At 56.0% G+C, this 17,165-nt stretch carries 7 protein-coding genes; 4 read left to right on the top strand and 3 right to left on the bottom strand.

The annotated features are described in order from the left end of the window. Positions 1-43: 43 nt before the first annotated feature. Positions 44-1,474, bottom strand: a complete 1,431-nt coding sequence (locus tag J3U88_RS25330) for a M48 family metallopeptidase (protein WP_207861798.1) — start codon at positions 1,472-1,474, stop codon at positions 44-46. A gap of 216 nt (positions 1,475-1,690) precedes the next feature. Between J3U88_RS25330 and J3U88_RS25325 the strand changes: the two genes are divergently transcribed. Beyond that, a complete protein-coding gene (locus J3U88_RS25325) occupies positions 1,691-2,749 on the top strand; it encodes an ATP-binding protein (RefSeq protein WP_207861797.1) in 1,059 nt (352 codons plus the stop codon). A 93-nt stretch (positions 2,750-2,842) separates the two neighbouring features. Here the strand turns inward: J3U88_RS25325 and J3U88_RS25320 are convergent, their stop codons facing one another. Beyond that, complete coding sequence (locus J3U88_RS25320; protein ID WP_207861796.1) at positions 2,843-5,833, bottom strand: TonB-dependent receptor; 2,991 nt, start codon at positions 5,831-5,833, stop codon at positions 2,843-2,845. Positions 5,834-7,004: 1,171 nt separating this feature from the next. Between J3U88_RS25320 and J3U88_RS25315 the strand changes: the two genes are divergently transcribed. From J3U88_RS25315 to J3U88_RS25305, 3 genes are all read left to right on the top strand, one after another. Next, positions 7,005-11,567: a two-component regulator propeller domain-containing protein gene (locus J3U88_RS25315; protein ID WP_207861795.1), complete on the top strand. Its 4,563-nt coding sequence runs from the start codon at positions 7,005-7,007 to the stop codon at positions 11,565-11,567. 483 nt (positions 11,568-12,050) lie between these two features. Continuing rightward, the gene (locus tag J3U88_RS25310; protein WP_207861794.1) at positions 12,051-12,824 is read left to right on the top strand and encodes an RHS repeat-associated core domain-containing protein; all 774 of its coding nucleotides are present in this window, start codon (positions 12,051-12,053) and stop codon (positions 12,822-12,824) included. 8 nt (positions 12,825-12,832) lie between these two features. Continuing rightward, positions 12,833-13,222 carry a hypothetical protein gene (locus J3U88_RS25305; RefSeq protein WP_207861793.1) on the top strand — a complete coding sequence of 130 codons (390 nt, stop codon included), beginning with the start codon at positions 12,833-12,835 and terminating at the stop codon, positions 13,220-13,222. A gap of 82 nt (positions 13,223-13,304) precedes the next feature. Here the strand turns inward: J3U88_RS25305 and J3U88_RS25300 are convergent, their stop codons facing one another. Next, positions 13,305-16,721 carry an ATP-binding protein gene (locus tag J3U88_RS25300; RefSeq protein WP_207861792.1) on the bottom strand — a complete coding sequence of 1,139 codons (3,417 nt, stop codon included), beginning with the start codon at positions 16,719-16,721 and terminating at the stop codon, positions 13,305-13,307. Positions 16,722-17,165 lie beyond the last annotated feature (444 nt).

Raw genomic sequence — 17,165 nt, 5'->3', positions numbered from 1 at the left:
GAGGTTTAGCCAAAACCACCGTGCGTTATCGCGCTTCTTGGGTTTATTGCTGTTGCTCAAAATGCAGGCCGATTTCTCGGCCAATAATTTCTTGGTTAACCCGTTGGAAGGTGGAGAACAGGGCGTTGCCCGCCGCTTGGCCCTGTGCTTGGCTAGGGGGCAATTGTTTGAGCCGCCTTTTCATGGCATGGAAGGCTTTGCTGCTGGTCACCATGTCGTCGGTTACCGGAATAAAGTAAGCGACATCGCGGGTTACCGCCGCCACCCGTTCCCCATCGCTGGGGTGATCGCTGAACAGGGTATCGATGCGGGTTTGCGGTTTGCCTTTTTTCTTGGACCAGCGGTCGAACAGGGTGGCGATGCCGCGTGGATCGTAACCGGCCCGCGCCGCGTATTGGGCGCCCAGTTTATCGGCCTCGGCTTCGCGGGTGCGGGTGCCGCCCACGATCCAAAACTGGGTGCCGGCACCGATTAAACCGGCAACCACTTGTTGTACCAGCGCTTCCTGGTCCTTGGCTTGCTCGGCGACGACTTGGCCGGCGATCATGCCGAGCGTGACTTTGCCGATGGCCGAGGTGACGCCCTCGGTGCCGTGTCGTCCGGTGACATGGGCGATTTCGTGGGCCAACACGCCGGCCAGCTCGGCCTCGGTTTCCACATCCTCCAACAAACCCCGGTAGACAAACACGTAACCGCCGGGCACGGCGAAGGCGTTGAGCACGTCGGCGTCAATAACGGTTACCGTGTAATCCAAATCGGGCATGTCCGAGTTCTTGCCGATGCGTTGCACCATGGTCTCGATGTATTCATTAATATATGGGTCGCGGAGCGGCGGATTTTCCGGGGTGGCTTCAAGCTGTTGAAAAAACTGTTTGCCCATGCGCACGTCGTCGTCAAATTTGTAGAGGTTGAGGTTGCCTTTATTGATGTTGCGCTTGCCGATATCCGCGTAGCGGTCGATGGGGTCGCCGAGTTCTTGGCAATCGCTGTAGCTGCGCGCCGGTTTGAGGCGAATGCGCCAGGTTTTGTCCGCGCTGTTGCCCTGTTCTTCGATGCTGAACAAGTTGTTGCAGTCGCCCTGGGGGAGGCCGGTACCCAGTACGTAACCCGATTTCTGTTTGTCGGTGCGCAGCAAACGGCCGCGGGGTGATTTTTCACCTTTGCGGGTGCCGATCTCGTAAACCAGGACGCGTTCGGCCAAGCCGGGCGGGTGCCAGATAAAAGTCAGCACCAACCAACGGGCGTTTTTCAATTTTTGCGATGGAAAAAACACCCTGCCGCGTTGGTCGCTTTGGCCGACGGCGATGGTTTTGTAATTCAGGGTAAAACCGCGCCGCTGGGCCAAGCGGACCTCCACGGGGACCTTGATGCCCGGTTCCACCTGTATTTCCAAGTTGGGCATGACCCGACCGGCGGCAAAAAGAGGTGCGCCGACCAAAAACAAGATCCCTAAAACCAAGCTTTTCTGTTTCATCACCCGACCTCGCGTTGCAAGCAGCATTCTATTTCACGGCCTCATTTTATCGGTTGCGGGCGGGGGCGCCAAACCCAAATAAGAAAAGCGAGAAAAGTCCCGATTGGGCGCACGCTTGGGTTTAAGATTCGGTATGGTTTGGCGCCGCGGCCAATGTTGGCATGGGAAACCGAGATGATGCGGCCTTTCGAAAAGACCATGGGGAGGGGTTTTGGGATGGAACATGATCGTGAGGCTGTTCGCAAGCGACCTGGGATGTACGTCGGCAATACCGACAACGGCGACGGTGTGTTGCAGATTTTGTGGGAAGTGGTCGGCAATGCCTTTGATCAATACTTGCAAGGACTGGCAACGTCCGTCCAGGTACGTATTGAGGATAATCGAGTCATGGTTCGCGACGACGGCGCCGGCATCGCCCCTTTTTATGAAGACGGCCGTCCGCGACTGATTCCTTTTATCACCGAAATAAGAGATACCGCCACGGCCGACGGTCATTTCCCCCATGTTCATTTGGTGTTCGGTTCGAGCGGTCTTGGGCTTGCACCGGTCTCTTTTTTGTCCAAAGAATTCGAATTGCAAACGGTATGGGGTGGGACGCGCTACCGGGTTCATTGCCGGGACGGCCACCTCCAGGGCGATCTCATCGACGAAGGCCCCGACACCGGCAGGGGCACCACCGTTTCCTTTTCGCCCGATCCTGCTATTTTTGGATGTATTAGCTATCCACTTGACCATGTTAAGGAGCGATTAGGCCACCTCGCCGCCTTTTATCCCGACTACCAGGTTAGGTTTCAGGGAGAAGCGATCCGGCGCCCGCGCGGCTTGTTGGAACTCCTTGATGAGGGTACCGAAGGTCTGACGCCCTTGGGGGAACCTTTGTCGGTAGCGGGAGAAGCGCGGGGGATTCGCGTGTTTTGTGTTTGGCAATGGTATCCAGGCGAGCGGCCGCGGGATGGATCGGTTTTATCGTTTCTCAATCATGCGGTCACCGTGGCGCACGGCACGCACGTCTCGGGTTTTCTAGATTGCCTGCGGCGCGAATTGGGCGAAGCGGCCGAAACCGCGGGTTGCGATCCCGCGGCGTTTGACCCGACTCAAAATGTTCATGCCGTCATCCATGCCTTTATGGCCGAACCGCGTTTTGGTGGCCCGACGCGTGATCACTTAAAAAGTCCCGAGGTGGCGGAGGTCATGGACCACCTGGTGTCCGCGAGGTTAAAAACATTGATCGCGGAGAAACCCACGTGGTTCAACCGGTTGTTGGCCGGCAGGTGACCTGTTTCGGTTGGAAGCAAAGAAAACGCTTTTTCTAATCAAAAAAGGCGGACCCGAGGGTCCGCCTTTCTCGTAATTCCCAAAACTCTGCAATTAGAATTTGAGACCAACGTCGATGGTTACGGAGCGAGGCGCTTGGAAGCTGCTGCCAACCGTGGCGTTGCCAAAGTTGGGACCGCGCTCGTAGTGAACGCCTTCAACCGGGGTTTCGTTGAACAGATCGAAAGCAGGTGCGCCGTCAATCGCGTTAACCGTGGTGTTACCCGCGGTTTGGGCGTCGCTGTTGAGGATGTTGGTGATGTCGAACTGAACGAACAGCTCGTAACGGCTCTTGAGCATCAGGGAGTAGTTCACACCCAGATCGATGCTGGTGAAGCCGTCCCATTTGAAGGCATCGGGATCGGTGATGTTGTAGGTGAGGGTGGTGGGGGGGTTGCTGTAAGGCAGCGTCGCGGGATCGGGCAAACCGTAAGCGGTTTCTTGACCCGCGATGTTGACGCTGTAGGCCATGCCGTAAGGCGTGCCGGAGAAGTAGCTACCCAAGGCGTTGAAGCTGAAGTCACCCAAGGAGGTGTTCAGTTCGTAACCCGTCCACAGGCGAACGGTGTGCTCGCTGTAGTTGCTCAGCAAACCGGTGGGGTTGATGCGAGGGTGGTTGAATTCGGGGTAGGTGGTGGTCGTCGCGGTAGAGATGGCGCCACTGCCGCTGTTTTCCCCGGCGATGTTACCTTCCGCTTTCGCGTAGGCGTAGTTACCACCAAGGCTCCAGTTACCCTCGAAGCGGTAGTTACCGGAGAGGTTGACACCGAAGTAATCGCGCTCGTAGTCGTCGCTGTTGTTCAACACGGTACGGTCGATGCCGGCTGAGGTTTGGCCCGTTTCCTGGTTGACGAAATCGGTCAAGAAATCGCTGTACTCACGAACAATCACATCGGCTTTCACGAAACCGCGGTTGCCGAGTTTGTGCTTGTAACCAACGGTGAACTCTTCAACGCTTTGGCCGTCGATGCCGCCCTCGGCGGGAACGGTGGACAAAGATTCAAAAGAGGTGTCGGGTGAGTAGTCTTGGAAGAACAGGTAAGGGTTTTGAATGGTGTTCAGGTCGATGTTTTCAACACCGGCGATGCCGCCGGGGAAGGTTTGGTCGATCCATGTGAAGATATCGGCCAGGTTTTCCGTCTGAGGACCGTCGTAGGACCACGCGAAAACCGCGGGGGAACCGGCGGTTGAACCGTCTTGGGCCGCATCGTTCAGCTTGGAGCTGTACACGTTGTAACCGGCGCTGAACTGGTGAACGCCGTCGCCGTGAAGGTCGTAGTTCACCGTGATCCGCGGGCTCATGTTGTCGGTAGAGGACAGTTCCTGACCGTCTTCCGCCGAGGTGTCGTTTTTGTCGTAACGCAAGCCCAAGTTGAAGTACCAGTGCTCGTTCAAGGTCCACACGTCGTTGATGTACGCCGCGGTGGTGGTGAAATCACTACCTTGAGACAAGTTGGTGACGGGGTAGTAGATAATCCAAGCGGAAGTACCCGCGTTACCGTTGCCTTCAAAGATGGGGATGGGTTGACCGTTTTCCCAACGGGTCCAACGGGGGCGCATCTGCCAACCGGAAGCCGACTGGAAGTTGTTTTCGTTGCGCTCCTCGGTGATGGACTGACCACCAAAGGTGATGTCGTGTGAGCCGAGGTTGTTGGAGTTGAGGAAGTAAGAGAATTTGATGTTCCAGTTTTCACTGTTACGGGAGTTAACCGCGCCGCCGCCGAACGGGGCGTTGGTGTACGCGCTGGCTTGGTCGCGGTGGCGAATCGTGGTGCCGGCGATACGGTCCGAGGTCGCTTGACCGAAGGACAGGTCGCCGTTGCGCTGAGCGTAGTTGGCGTCAACCGTGAACGCCGGGGTGATGATGCCGCGGTAGTTCAAGCTGAGCAGGTCGGTAGGGAAGCTGGATGCGGGATCCACACCCGCGAAGGAAATCGCGGAGAAGCTTTGGTTGTTGACCGCATCAACTTCTTCTTCCAAGTAAGAAGCAACGACCGTGTGGCCTTCAGCGATGGTACCGGTCAATTTCAACTGGACCCGTTGGCGTTCGGTCGTGGCGACGAAGCTTTCAGCGCCGGGTGCGGTTTGACCGCCGGGCAGGCCGAGGGCGGCTGCTTGGCTGTCGCTCAACGGGGTGCCCTGGCGCAGTTGGTCGTTGGTTTCGGTGTCGAATTTACGACCGGCAACCGCGAACCACAAGCGATCTTTGACGATGGGACCGTTGAAGGTGAAGGTGAATTCTTTGTTGATTTTGTCGATTTTTTCGACACCGGAACGCAACTCGATGGGATCGCGTGCGGTCCAATCTTCATTGCTCAGGCTGGTACGGAAGGTGCCGTGGAACTCGTTACCCCCGGACTTGGTGATGGAGTTAACCATGCCGCCCGCGAAGAAACCGAATTCAGCCGAGGCGTTGCCGGTGATGACCTGCGTCTCTTGGATGTCATCCTCGATGAAGAGGTTGTCGGCCGAACCGCGGATGCCGTCGACGTTGATGAAGGCGCCGTTCAGCATAAACACGTTTTCCGTGGAGGACGCGCCGTTAACCGAGATGCCGCTGTTGAACTGACCGACCGTCACGCCGGGGGCCAGGGTGGCAACAGACTCGAGATCGCGGGCACGGGGCAGCTTTTCGACAAAATCGCCTTCGAAGTTGCTGGCTACCTGGGTGGTGTCCAATTCGAAGACACGGTCGGCCACAACCACAACCACCTCGGTGGTGCCCTCGGGTTCCATGACCATACGGGGGCGGGTGGCGGTGCCGATGGAGACACGAACTTCTTGTTTGAGGGTACGCATGCCGGGCATGGTTGCCGTCAGCGTGTAGATGCCCGGGGGCAACAGACGCATCAGGAATTGACCCTGGTCGGTGGTGACCGCGGAGCGGCTACCTTGTAAGGATTCAGATTCCATGTTGATGACAACACCCGGCAAGGGGTCGCCATTGGTATCTGAAACCGAACCATTGATGGAACCGGTTTGTTGCGCAAATACCGGTAATACGAAAAGCGAGGCGATTAACAGGCCACGCAATGCAGCTAACATCCTTGTGTTCATGATCTTAGAGATCCTCCATGTTGGATATCGAATCTGATAAGTCGAACCTATAGGACCGTGCCGATGCGGCACGAGACCATAAGAAGCGCTTCTCGGCAGCGATTCATAGGCAGGAGAAGTCCTTCCGCGCGCTTTCGGAAAAGTGCGTGGTGCCTGGATAGCCGAGAAAGAAACGAAGGTCGTACGCCACCCGGTCAGGGGGTTCGTTAACAGCCAACAGGAGCCGGGGCCGTGGCGACATTCGTATCGAGTGTGGCGCGCGGTTATTGCGGTACACCCCGTGACCCTTTTGCCGGCCGAAACCGACGCACGGGGTTTGGACCGCGAATGGCCGCAAACCTAGAACATGCCCGAACAACATGAAGCGCTTTGGATTCGCCTAAAGGGTCCAAATGTTCTCCCGTCTTAGCCCACGACGGAGAAGCAACACCAGTAGGTGAATACAGCGAAATCCCAAAAACGACCTTTGTGCTTTGTCTCGTCCAATCCCATTCCTTGCACACCCGCAAACGACCCAGTGTTTGCCGGTGTGATCGGGTCCTGACGGCAAGCCGTCTTTTTGACGAGACACCCTCGTGACTGTGTACGCGCTCGAAGCGATTTAGTTCTGCTTGTCGTGTCCACAATCGTCACTAGTAGCCTAAAACGAACCCACGTGGGCCGTCACCTAGTTTTTTTTGTCTGAACCGCGATTATTTTTTACTGGGTTTGCTAAGTGTTTGTGTCAAAGTGGTTTGTGAGAATTGCGTGATGGTTTTTTTTGGTGAATGGACGGCTGGAGCGCCGTGGCTCTCCAAAAAAAGGGAGGAAACCTGGATCTCGGGACGGCGAAAAAGGGTTGTAATTTGTGTTTTTTCGGCCTTGAACCGATAGAACAAAAAAGAACGATCCTAAGCGGTGACGTAATGAATGGGCCGTCGCCGCGCCCGCTAAAAAACGCAACCTTATGTTCTCTGTTTGAAGGTGAGAGGAATGCTCCTTATTTGAGAATAAATAAGGGATATAAAGTTGGTTTTTTAAGAAAATAAACAATGTGGTTCTGCGAATGACAATGGGCGTGTCGTACCGTAATCGGTGGATTGGGCGAAGGGTCCTAGGCTGGGTCTTGTTGGTTGGGGCCTGCCTTCTCGCTGAAACCCCAATCCCCAACGAAGTTTTTTTGCCGCCCAACAGTGACAACGCCCTGCCTCATCCCGATGTGTATGGGATGCATCAAGATGATCGTGGTTTTCTGTGGATTGGTACCCAGGCCGGCCTGGTTCGTTACGACGGCTACCAAATGCGGGTTTTTCCCGTTTCCCCCGACGGTCGCGGCCCCTCCATCCCAAATACCGGTAGGATCGTCGGCGGGAAAAACGACACCCTTTGGATCGGAACCTGGGGGGGTGGGCTCAATCGACTTCATTTGAAAACGCTGCGATTTGATTATTTTCAGCACGATCCCAATAAGCCGGGCTCGCTTTCCAACGACTACATTCACAGCTTGTACAAAGATCGACGCGGTCGGTTATGGGTGGGTACCGTGGCGGGTGGGCTGCACCTTTGGCTTCCCGAAAAAAACGCGTTTCACAATTTTGTTCCTCGCGACGGGCCAGAGGGTGAATTCGTCCCGTGGCGGATTTGGGATATTGTGGAGGACCCGGGGGGCCGCATTCTCGTAGCCTGCAACCAAGGGGTTTTTAGGCTCGAAGAGGGCGAAACCCTTGCTGACGCCCGTTTTGTGCGGCCCGCCTATATCCCGCGCGAGATGTTTGAGCAAGGTGTGCCTCAGACGCGCACGATGTTGCTGGACCGAAACAATCACTTGTGGGTGGGTACGCGCGAGGGGCTGTGGCGGCTCAATGTGTTGACCGGTGAAGCGCGTCGCTACAACGCGGGACAAGATAAAGACAGCCACTTGTTGCATCCCTTGATTAACGATTTGTACGAGGACCATTTGGGCCGCGTCTGGATCGCGACCTGGGGTGGATTGCACCTTTACCTGCCGGAACGCGACGCCTTTCATTATTTTCTCAGCGATTATGATCGGGTCGGATTGCCCGGCAACGACATTCGTTATTTGTTTGAAGATCGCACCGGCATCCTTTGGTTGGGGGTGACCAACGGCGGACTCAGCCGGCTCGACCTAAAAGAACGCCCGTTGCAAAGGTTTCGCCATAACCGTAACCGCGCCGACAGTTTGAGCCATAACCGTGTCCACGGTTTATTACTGTCCCGTGAGGGCGCGCTGTGGGTTGGTACGGACGCCGGACTGAACCAAAAACGGGCAGCGGCTTCCTTCACGCGGTTTCCGCGTAATCCGGGTGAGGGGCGCGCCTTTTGCGGTGCCTCGGTCAAGGTTTTGTGCGAGGCGCCGGACGGCCGCATTTGGCTGGGGAGCCCGCGCGGGTTGTCTGTTTTTGATCCGCAAACAGGGGAGGGGCGATGTGTGCCGCTGTCTCCCTTACGGGCGCTGAGGGAAAGCCAACTCAATGTGACCGCCTTGCATTTCGACCGTGACGGCCGACTTTGGATCGGGACCCTTGATCGTGGTTTTGCCGTTTATGAACCTGACACCGAAACCCTTGCGCTGTGGCCGCCGAACAGTCTTCCCGGCGGCAAACAACCAGGTGAACACATCAACGTTTTCCACCAGGGGCGCGGCTCGATCATGTGGTTGGGTACGGGGGGCAATGGTTTGATGAAGTTTGACGCGTCAAAAGGGTCCTTCCAACTATTTACCCAGGAGCGAGGCAAATCGAATTCCCTGGCCGACAATACGGTGTACGCGATTTATGCCGAACCCGATTCCACGCTTTTATGGATCGGCACCGACGGCGGTTTTTGCCGTTTCGAGACTTTGACCCATTCCGCGCGCAATTATAAGGGGGCGGAGGGGTTTCACGACGACTCCATTCTGGCCGTTGCGCCCAAGGATTCCCAGCATTTTTGGGTGTTAACCGGATTCGGTTTGGCCGTTTTTGATCGGGTTAAAGGCCGTGCCGAACCCATCCACTCCGACCTAAATCTCGTTGCCCAGCAGTTTCCCAGTGGTTTTTTGATGGATTCTGAACAGCGTTTGTGGATCGGCGGTAATAACGGGTTAAATGCCTTAGATACAAGCTTTGAAGAACCTGCTCACGAAGGCGCCGCCCTCGTGATGAACCGTGTTGCCACCGTGGACGGCCCGCCTCGGGACGCCCCGGACAGTGTTTTTTTGGAACACCACGACTTCTCGCATAAAGACCTGCTTTTGTCCTTCTCTTTTGCGGTGATGGATTTTAGAAGGCCTCGGCGCAACCGCTTTGCCTACCGGTTAGAACCGACCGGTAGCGATTGGATTGACCTGGGTACCCAAAACCAGGTGAACTTCACCAACTTACCGGCCGGCCGTTATCAGTTGAAAGTGCGGGGCTGGGATGCCTACGGGCGACCCGCCGCGGCGGAGCGCGCTTTTTCCTTCCGCGTGGTGCCGCCTTGGTGGCGTACCGGGCCGGCGTTCACCGCCTACGGCTTGTTGTTTGTCGGACTCATCGGCGGTGCATTTTGGCTGAATTACCGCAAACTCGTGCGGCAACGCGAGATCGCCGGGAAGTTGAAACGGCTCGACAAACTCAAGGATGCGTTTTTGGCCAATACCTCCCACGAGTTACGCACCCCGCTGAACGGCATGGTCGGGCTCGCTGAATCCTTGGTCGACGGTGTTGCCGGCGACCTACCCTTCGAAGCGCACAACAATTTGGAAATGATCGTGGCTTCCGGGCGCCGGCTCTCCGCGTTGGTGAACGACATTCTCGACTTTTCCAAAATGCAGCATGCCGACTTGCCTCTTGACTGCAAGCCGCTGAACATCAACGCGTTGTGTGATGTGGTTTTGCATTTGTGTCGCCCCCTCGTCGGCCGCAAAACGTTGACCCTGGAAAACCATCTCGCCGAAAACCTGCCTTTGGTGTTTGCCGACGAAAACCGCCTTTCGCAGATTTTTCACAACTTAATCGGCAACGCGATAAAGTTCACCGAAAAAGGCTCGATCCGGGTTTCGGCCATCGTTCTTGCAGACCAGAATATGTTGCAGGTGAACGTTCACGATACCGGGATTGGCATCGACGGTGAGCACCTGGGTGACCTTTTCGCGTCGTTTCAGCAGATCGACGGTTCCATCACGCGCCAACACGCGGGGACAGGATTGGGCTTGGCAATTACCCGTAAATTGGTGGAACGCCACGGTGGCGAAATCAGTGTTACCTCTGATCTCGGAAAGGGATCGCATTTTACTTTTACCGTGCCGCTTGCAGGGGAGGGGACGCAGGCGCAAAACACGCTGCGCACCGCGTCGGCATCCGGCCGCGACCCGCTGCTCATTGCCGAGGAGGACGTGCCCGACGTGGACGATGGACCACCCCCCGGCTTTGCTGATGACGCGGGGCGGTTTCGCATCCTGGTCGTTGATGATGAGCCCGTCAACCGCCAAGTTCTTCAGAACCAATTAAAAGTTGCCGGTTTTATTTCCCACGAGGCCGCTGATGGTTTTATCGCCTTGGAAGCACTGGGTCGGGACCCCTATGATTTGATTTTGCTTGATGTGATGATGCCGGGCCTGTCGGGATACGAGGTTTGCCGGCGTATTCGTGAGCAATTCTCCGCCCGCGAATTGCCGATCATTTTTTTGACCGCCAAACACCAGCCTGAAGATTTGGTGGCCGGGTTTCGCGCCGGCAGCAACGATTTTATGGTGAAACCCTTCCACAAAGAGGAGTTGTTGGTACGCATCAAAACCCATCTCGACCTGCTGATGGCCGGCCGTTCCTTAAGCGATCTCAACCAACAATTGGAACATCGGGTGGCGCAGCGGACCGCCGAACTCACCGAGCGCCACGAAACCTTGGTGAACACCCAGCGTGAATTGGCCGTCGCGGCGCACCGTGCCGGTATGGCCGAGTTGGCGGGCGAGGTGTTGCACCAAATCGGCAACCGCATTAATTCCATCAAAACCACCGCCGACCTGGTTTATTCAAACCGAGGCGGGGATTCCCGTGCCATGCAGCTTTTAAAAAGAGTTGCCGGTACCATTGAAAAGCATGTGGACGATTTAGTCGCTTTTGTGACCGAGGATCCCGTTGGCGCGCGGGTAATTGGCAGCGTGCCCCACTTGGTCAACGAGGTGTCACGGTATTTGGACGAGGGTTATGGCGAATTTGAAGAACTTTTGGGTCAGGTGGCGCGGGTTGAAGAGAGTTTGGCCAATTTCCGCCTGTTGGTGGAGCAAGGCCAGGGATTAACCGCCGTTGATCTCAATGCCGAGATCGATTACCTGGTGGCGCATCGCCGCATTCAAGCGGAACAGTTGGGCATTGATCTGAACTTGGCGCCGGGTGCGTTGCCGCTGCTGCAAACCAATCAGAACAAGTTAATTCGCGTATTGGATCACCTGCTGAACAACGCCTTCGAAGCCGTGGCCGGTGTCGCGGAAGACGAAGCGCGGCGGATCAACATTGCCACCGCGCGGGAAGGGGAGATGGTGCGCATTGAACTCGCCGATACCGGGCCGGGAATCCCCGAGGAATTGCGGCTAAAAGTGTTCGGCGACGGTTTTACCACCAAGGCGGGGCATCGCGGCGAGGGGTTGCACTACTGTGGTAACACGATCCGGGCCATGGGTGGCCGCATCACGCCGGCGGAACGCGACGGAACCTGGTCCACCAAGATGATCATCGAACTCCCGGTCCGGCTCCCCCCGAATTAAATGCGCCGCACGGCCGTTGTGGAGGGTGTGGGCCTCGTTCTGGAGGCCGGCCAAAATAGATGTTAGAATGGGGCCTCTGTAAGAGGGTTTAACCTCTCTGGTTTTTGTTTTTTTTTCGCCTATTATTTTTGAAATGTACCGATTGACCTTGAGAAAGGAAGCTATTTCCTCCTCGATTATGAAACCAAACGAATGGAGGCTGATCAAAGAAAAGAGCCCTATTATTATGAATGATTCGGGCTAGGCCGCGGTCGGAGGGTGATCCTCTGGGCGATCAGCGCAAAGGAGCCCGCGCCTCCTGAAGTCCGCCCCGAGAAGAAGCTGTTGTTGATGAAAAGGACGCGTTCGAAACCCGTGAGGCCGAGGTTCGGGCGTTGGCCGACCGAGGGATCCGTGTTATGATCGCCCCCATTTACGGGAAGCATGTATGCCGTTTTCCGAGGAAATGTGTTACCTATTTATGTGAAAACAAGAGAGATTCGAATGAAACAGCTTCTGTTTGCATGTGCATTTTTGTGTGCGAGTTTTTTGTGGGCCCGTTTTACCGCGGTTGACCCAGAACGTGAGTTCGTGAACTCTTATAGTTATACAGGGAATAATCCGTTAAACCTCATAGACCCTGACGGTAAGCAGGTGTCGGTTCACCGGCAAGTTCGAAAAGGAAAGAAAGATATTGTCACCATTAACGTTTATGGGAAATTAAAAGATGATACCACACCGGGTTCAAACGGTCGGGGGCTCACCAAGCGTGAAATGAGAAAAGTCAAGCGGCAAATTGTGAGGCAGTTTAAGAAAACCTTTTCGGGGAAAGGGAGCCAGATAATTTTCAAAGGCAAATTACATCTATCGATTGCATCAGATGAAAAGAAAATTTCCCCACATGATCATGTCTTTCGTGTGGTTGATAATGGTGCTATTCCTGGTACCGGAAGGCGACGTGGGATCCTTGGACGTGCTCCTTTTGGCCAGAAAATTATTTACCTAAATCGAGGGATTGTTGGTAGAACCCCCGCTAAATCCGGTCCTCATGCAGGAACGGGCCGTACAGCTCAAGGCGGTGGAACCATGGCTCGAACAGGTACCCATGAGATCGGCCACTCGATGCAGCTTCGACACCCTGTAACCAACACCAATGCGGGTAACCTAATGCACCAAACGAGGCGATCAAATGCCGGGCTGAAGGTGACAGAGCATCAAATTCTCTCTATTGAAAGTGCTTACAAAGCAAATCAATTGAATGGGCCTCAGCAGCGATGATGTTTTTTTTGAGTGTTTTCCTAATGTCATTTAAAACACCACAGCCATTACTTGAAATCCACTTTCAGGCGGGATTTCAAAATCATTCGGTAACCGTAAAATTGGAAGAGTGTTTAATACTGGAATCCTTTTCCCTCTACTCGAATCAAGAACTAGATCTCGCTGCAGTAATTGAGGTATTTAATGGTTCGGTTCTCTTTAACCCCTTGGGCGGTGAAAAACCGATTGAACATGTCTGTAAACTTAAAAAGCCCGCGGTCGTGTCTTTGTTGTTGGAGGTTTCAGGAGAAAAGAGGCGGATTTTAATAGACAAAGACAAAGGCAAATATGTTGGTATTTCATATGTAAAAGGGATGATTATTGTTGAGCGAAGTTTTGTTCCGTTTACTTATGATTAGCTTGAAATGAAAAGCGTCCCAGCAAGGAGACGAGGTTTTGTTTCATCCGGCCTAGGGTGTTTCCGGTCGTGCCTTTCGGGGCCTACAGTTTGGCCAATTCATCGTGTAGGTAGGCCTTGTCCGCGTCTGATTCGGTTTTGAGTTGGTCGAATAAACCGGCCGAACCGTCCAAGCTGCCTTTTTCGGCCAAATTCTCTAGTTGGCCGGAGAGGTCCAGCACCCGGACCGCGCCCATGTTGGCCGCGCTGCCTTTAATCGCGTGGGCGTGTTCCCTCACTTTTTTGACATCATCGTCTTCAAGGCTCTGTTGCAGCAGGCCGAGGAAGCGGTCCGCTTCCGAAAGGTAAAGCTCCGTCATCTCGCGAATTAAGTCGGGGTCGCCGCCGGTCGCCTCGCGCAGGCGCCACAGTTCGACCCGGGGTTCATCATCGGGCTGTGGTTCTTGCGCGGGTTCACTGGTTTCGGTTTGGGCCTGGGCCAGGGCCAAGGCCTCCATGGCGGCAAATTCGGCGCGGGTTAGGCTGTCGTCGACGGATTCCTCCGCGGCGTCCGCTTCGCGGGGCGCTGGTTGTGCCGGCGTTTCTTCCGCGTCGGTGTCCGCCGAGGGGGTTGCGGGTTCGGAAGGTGCGTTCGCTTCCGGTTCGCTCGCCGGCGCGGCCTGTGGTTCGCTTGGTGTCTCGGCCTCGGGTTCGACCAAACCTTCTTTGGCCAAATCCTCGAGCATGCTGTCGAAGGTCATCTCACCCGCGGGCACCGCGCGGTCAAGCGCGCGATTTTCGATGACCTCGAGGTCATCTTCGTTGGCGATGCCGACCGCGTCTTCTTCGTTTTTCGGCATGTATTTTTCGAGAATTTCCTGGAGTTTGTTGATGTAAATTGGTTTGGTGAGGTAGTCGTCCATGCCCGCCTCAACGCAGGCGCGGCGGTCGTCTTCCATGGCGCCGGCCGTCAAGGCGACAATCCGTGTGTGACGGGTATCCCCCTCGCGGCGACGCACCTCGCGGGTTGCCTCGAAGCCGTCCATTTTGGGCATGCGACAATCCATCAGAACCAAATCGTAGCGCCGTTGATCCATGGCGTGCAACGCTTCCAGGCCGTTTTCGGCCATGTCAAAGTGGTAGCCCATTTTTTCGAGGAGGACCTCGCCCAGCTTGCGGTTGACCGCGTGGTCGTCAACCAGCAGGATGCGTCCGGGATGGTGAACGCCCGAGGCCTCGAACGATTCCGTCAAATCCTTGGTGGTGGTTTTTACCAAACCGAGGGCTTGGCGTAGCCCGTTGCGCAGGTTGTCCAGCCGCACGGGTTTGGTGATCAGTTCGTTGATGGGCAATTCTCGGTAACTCATTTTACGGGTCAGGGGTGCCATGATCACCAAAGGCACGTCGGGGGCCAAGCTGCGGGCACCTTTGATGCCGCGCTCTTTTTTGTCACCGAGCGCGCGATCATCGACCAGCAGGAGATCGAACTGTTCGGGAACCGAGGGATCGTCGCTGGTTAACAAACTCATGGCGTCACCGAGGCCGCCGCAGACCCAGGGCTGGGAACCCAGCGCGCGTAAACAGGTTTCCAGCACGCGGGACCAGCCCAGGTTGCGTTCGATCACCAAAACCGTGGTGCCGCTAAGATCGTCGCAACGCCAATCCGGTTGATCTTCAATGCGGTAGGGGAAGGGGATGCGGAACCAGAAGGTGGAGCCCTCGCCTTCGATGCTTTCGACGCCGATTTCCCCACCCATGAGTTCGACCAGGCGTTTGGAAATGGTAAGGCCGAGGCCGGTGCCGCCGTATTTGCGGGTGGTTGATGCGTCGACTTGGGTAAAGGATTCGAACAGGTTGGGCAGGCGGTTGGCGGGAATGCCGATGCCGGTATCGGTCACGCGGAATTCCAGGAGCACCAGGTTTTCTTCCTGTTCGATGACCACCACCGAGGTAACCACCTCGCCTTCGCCGGTGAACTTGATCGCGTTGTTCATAAGGTTGATGAGAATTTGCCGCAGGCGACCGGGGTCGCCCTGCAGAATGGTCGGGCTCGCGGGTGGGATGGATTGCCACAGTTCAAGCCCTTTTTCGGCCGCTTTGCCCACCAGCATTTCACCAATCAGCTCGACCACCTCGCGCAGGTCGAATTCAATGTGTTCCAGGTCCAACTTGCCCGCTTCGATTTTGGAGAAGTCGAGGATGTCGTTGATGATGGCAAGCAAGACTTCGCCGGAGGAGTGCACCACGCGCAGGTATTCGCTTTGTTCCTCGGTGAGTTCGGCGTCCATGAGCAGCGAGGTCATGCCGATAATCCCGTTAAGCGGGGTGCGAATTTCGTGGCTCATGGTGGCCAAGAAGTCGGACTTGGATTGGGTTGCCGTCTCGGCCGCTTCCTTGGCGCGGAGCAGTTCTTCGGCCGCTTCAATGCGGTGCTGTTCCAGCTCAATTTCGCGGAACGCCAGCGTCATGAACTGCGCGATCTCCTTCAGTGTCTCGATTTCGTGGGCCGACCAGATGCGCGGCTCCCGCGAGGCAAAACCCACCAGACCCGTCAGTTTGTTGCTGTAAATAATCGGGACCTCAAGCATGCCGCACACCCCGCGCGAGCCAATGCTGCTCATCAAGGGGCGCAGGCGAGGGTCCACCGTCATGTCCTCAACCATCATCGGCTCGCCGCTGGTCAGGGTTTCGTGGTATTCCGGCGCGCGCTGCAGGTCGATGGGATTGGTGTTGAACTCGCTGTCGTTGCCCGCGTGCGGGCTGTGTTTGACCCGCATAATCGATTGTTCCTGGATTTCCGCGTAATACACCCGCAAATCGGAAAAAAACTTTTTGATTTGGTTCACCGCGGTTTTGGTGACCTGGTCGACCGGGGTTCCAGAGGTCAAACCAATCGAGAGGCTGTTAATCAGTTGGAGTCGCGTTTGGCTTTCCAGCAAGCGCTCTTCCATTTCAACCCGTTCGCGGATTTGGTGTTCCATCTCTTTTTTGATGCGGTCGAATTGCTGGGTGCGGCCGTGCAGCTCGCGGTCTGAATCGCGGTAGCGGTCATTGAGTTGCGTGAGTTGGGTTCGCTGCGTGTTGCCGCGGCGAATTTCCTTGGTGAGCTCCTCGTTCAGTTCGTCGATGGTGCGGGTCTGTTCGTTTTGAAGGCGTTTGCTCTTTTCCAGATCGCGCTCGAGCAAGGTGTGTTTGGCGGCCACCTCGTCGAGATTGGCTTTGCAGACCGTGTAGTTTTCCCGCAGGCGCGCCTCGTTTTCGAGGATTTGTTTGAGCACGTTTTCGCGCCAGTCCAAATGGCGTCCGACCAACACCGCCAGCCCAGCCAGCATGATGGGAACCGCCAGGTTTAACAGCCAATCGGGATGAACCCACAACTGGGCTTGAAACTGCTGAAAATCGCGGGCGTGGTCCGGCGCCTTGATGACCAAGATCACAAAGGTCATCGAATAAACCAAACCAAGCAGGAATCCGGCGATACCAAGGCGAAACGAATACGTGGAAAACTGCGAAGCGGGCATAACCACCCCAAGCGGTGAATTCCCGCGCCTTGCTCCATGAAAGACCGGCCCGCGCGTTTGTCGGATGGTGCCCGCCGCGCGTCGAGGTCTTAATCTTTGGAAGCGCCGGACGCGGCCGGCGTCAAACCTTGCATCGATCCACCGAGCGGCCCGGTGGCGACGAAAGCTGAATCATCAAAAAGACTGAGTCCCAATTCTAACGTGGGTAGCTTAGGAAGGGAATGTTCCTTTTCGCCGGATACGGGTTGTGGCGGTTCCCGGGTCGGCTTTATATCCCAACCAAACACAGCTTTTACCGGCCGTCCCTTGAATCAGACTGCCGGCTTGCCGGGCGATGCCGGGCAAACCGGCGTCCCCGCCGACAAGCCCGCCGACGGCCGTCGGCGCCGTTCGCGCGCTTGCCGACGGCCGTTCCCGCATTTTTGTGTTGACCCCTGTCCGCGG

The organism is Acanthopleuribacter pedis, assembly GCF_017377855.1.
Taxonomy (GTDB): domain Bacteria; phylum Acidobacteriota; class Holophagae; order Acanthopleuribacterales; family Acanthopleuribacteraceae; genus Acanthopleuribacter; species Acanthopleuribacter pedis.
This window is presented reverse-complemented; position numbering and strand designations above follow the sequence as displayed.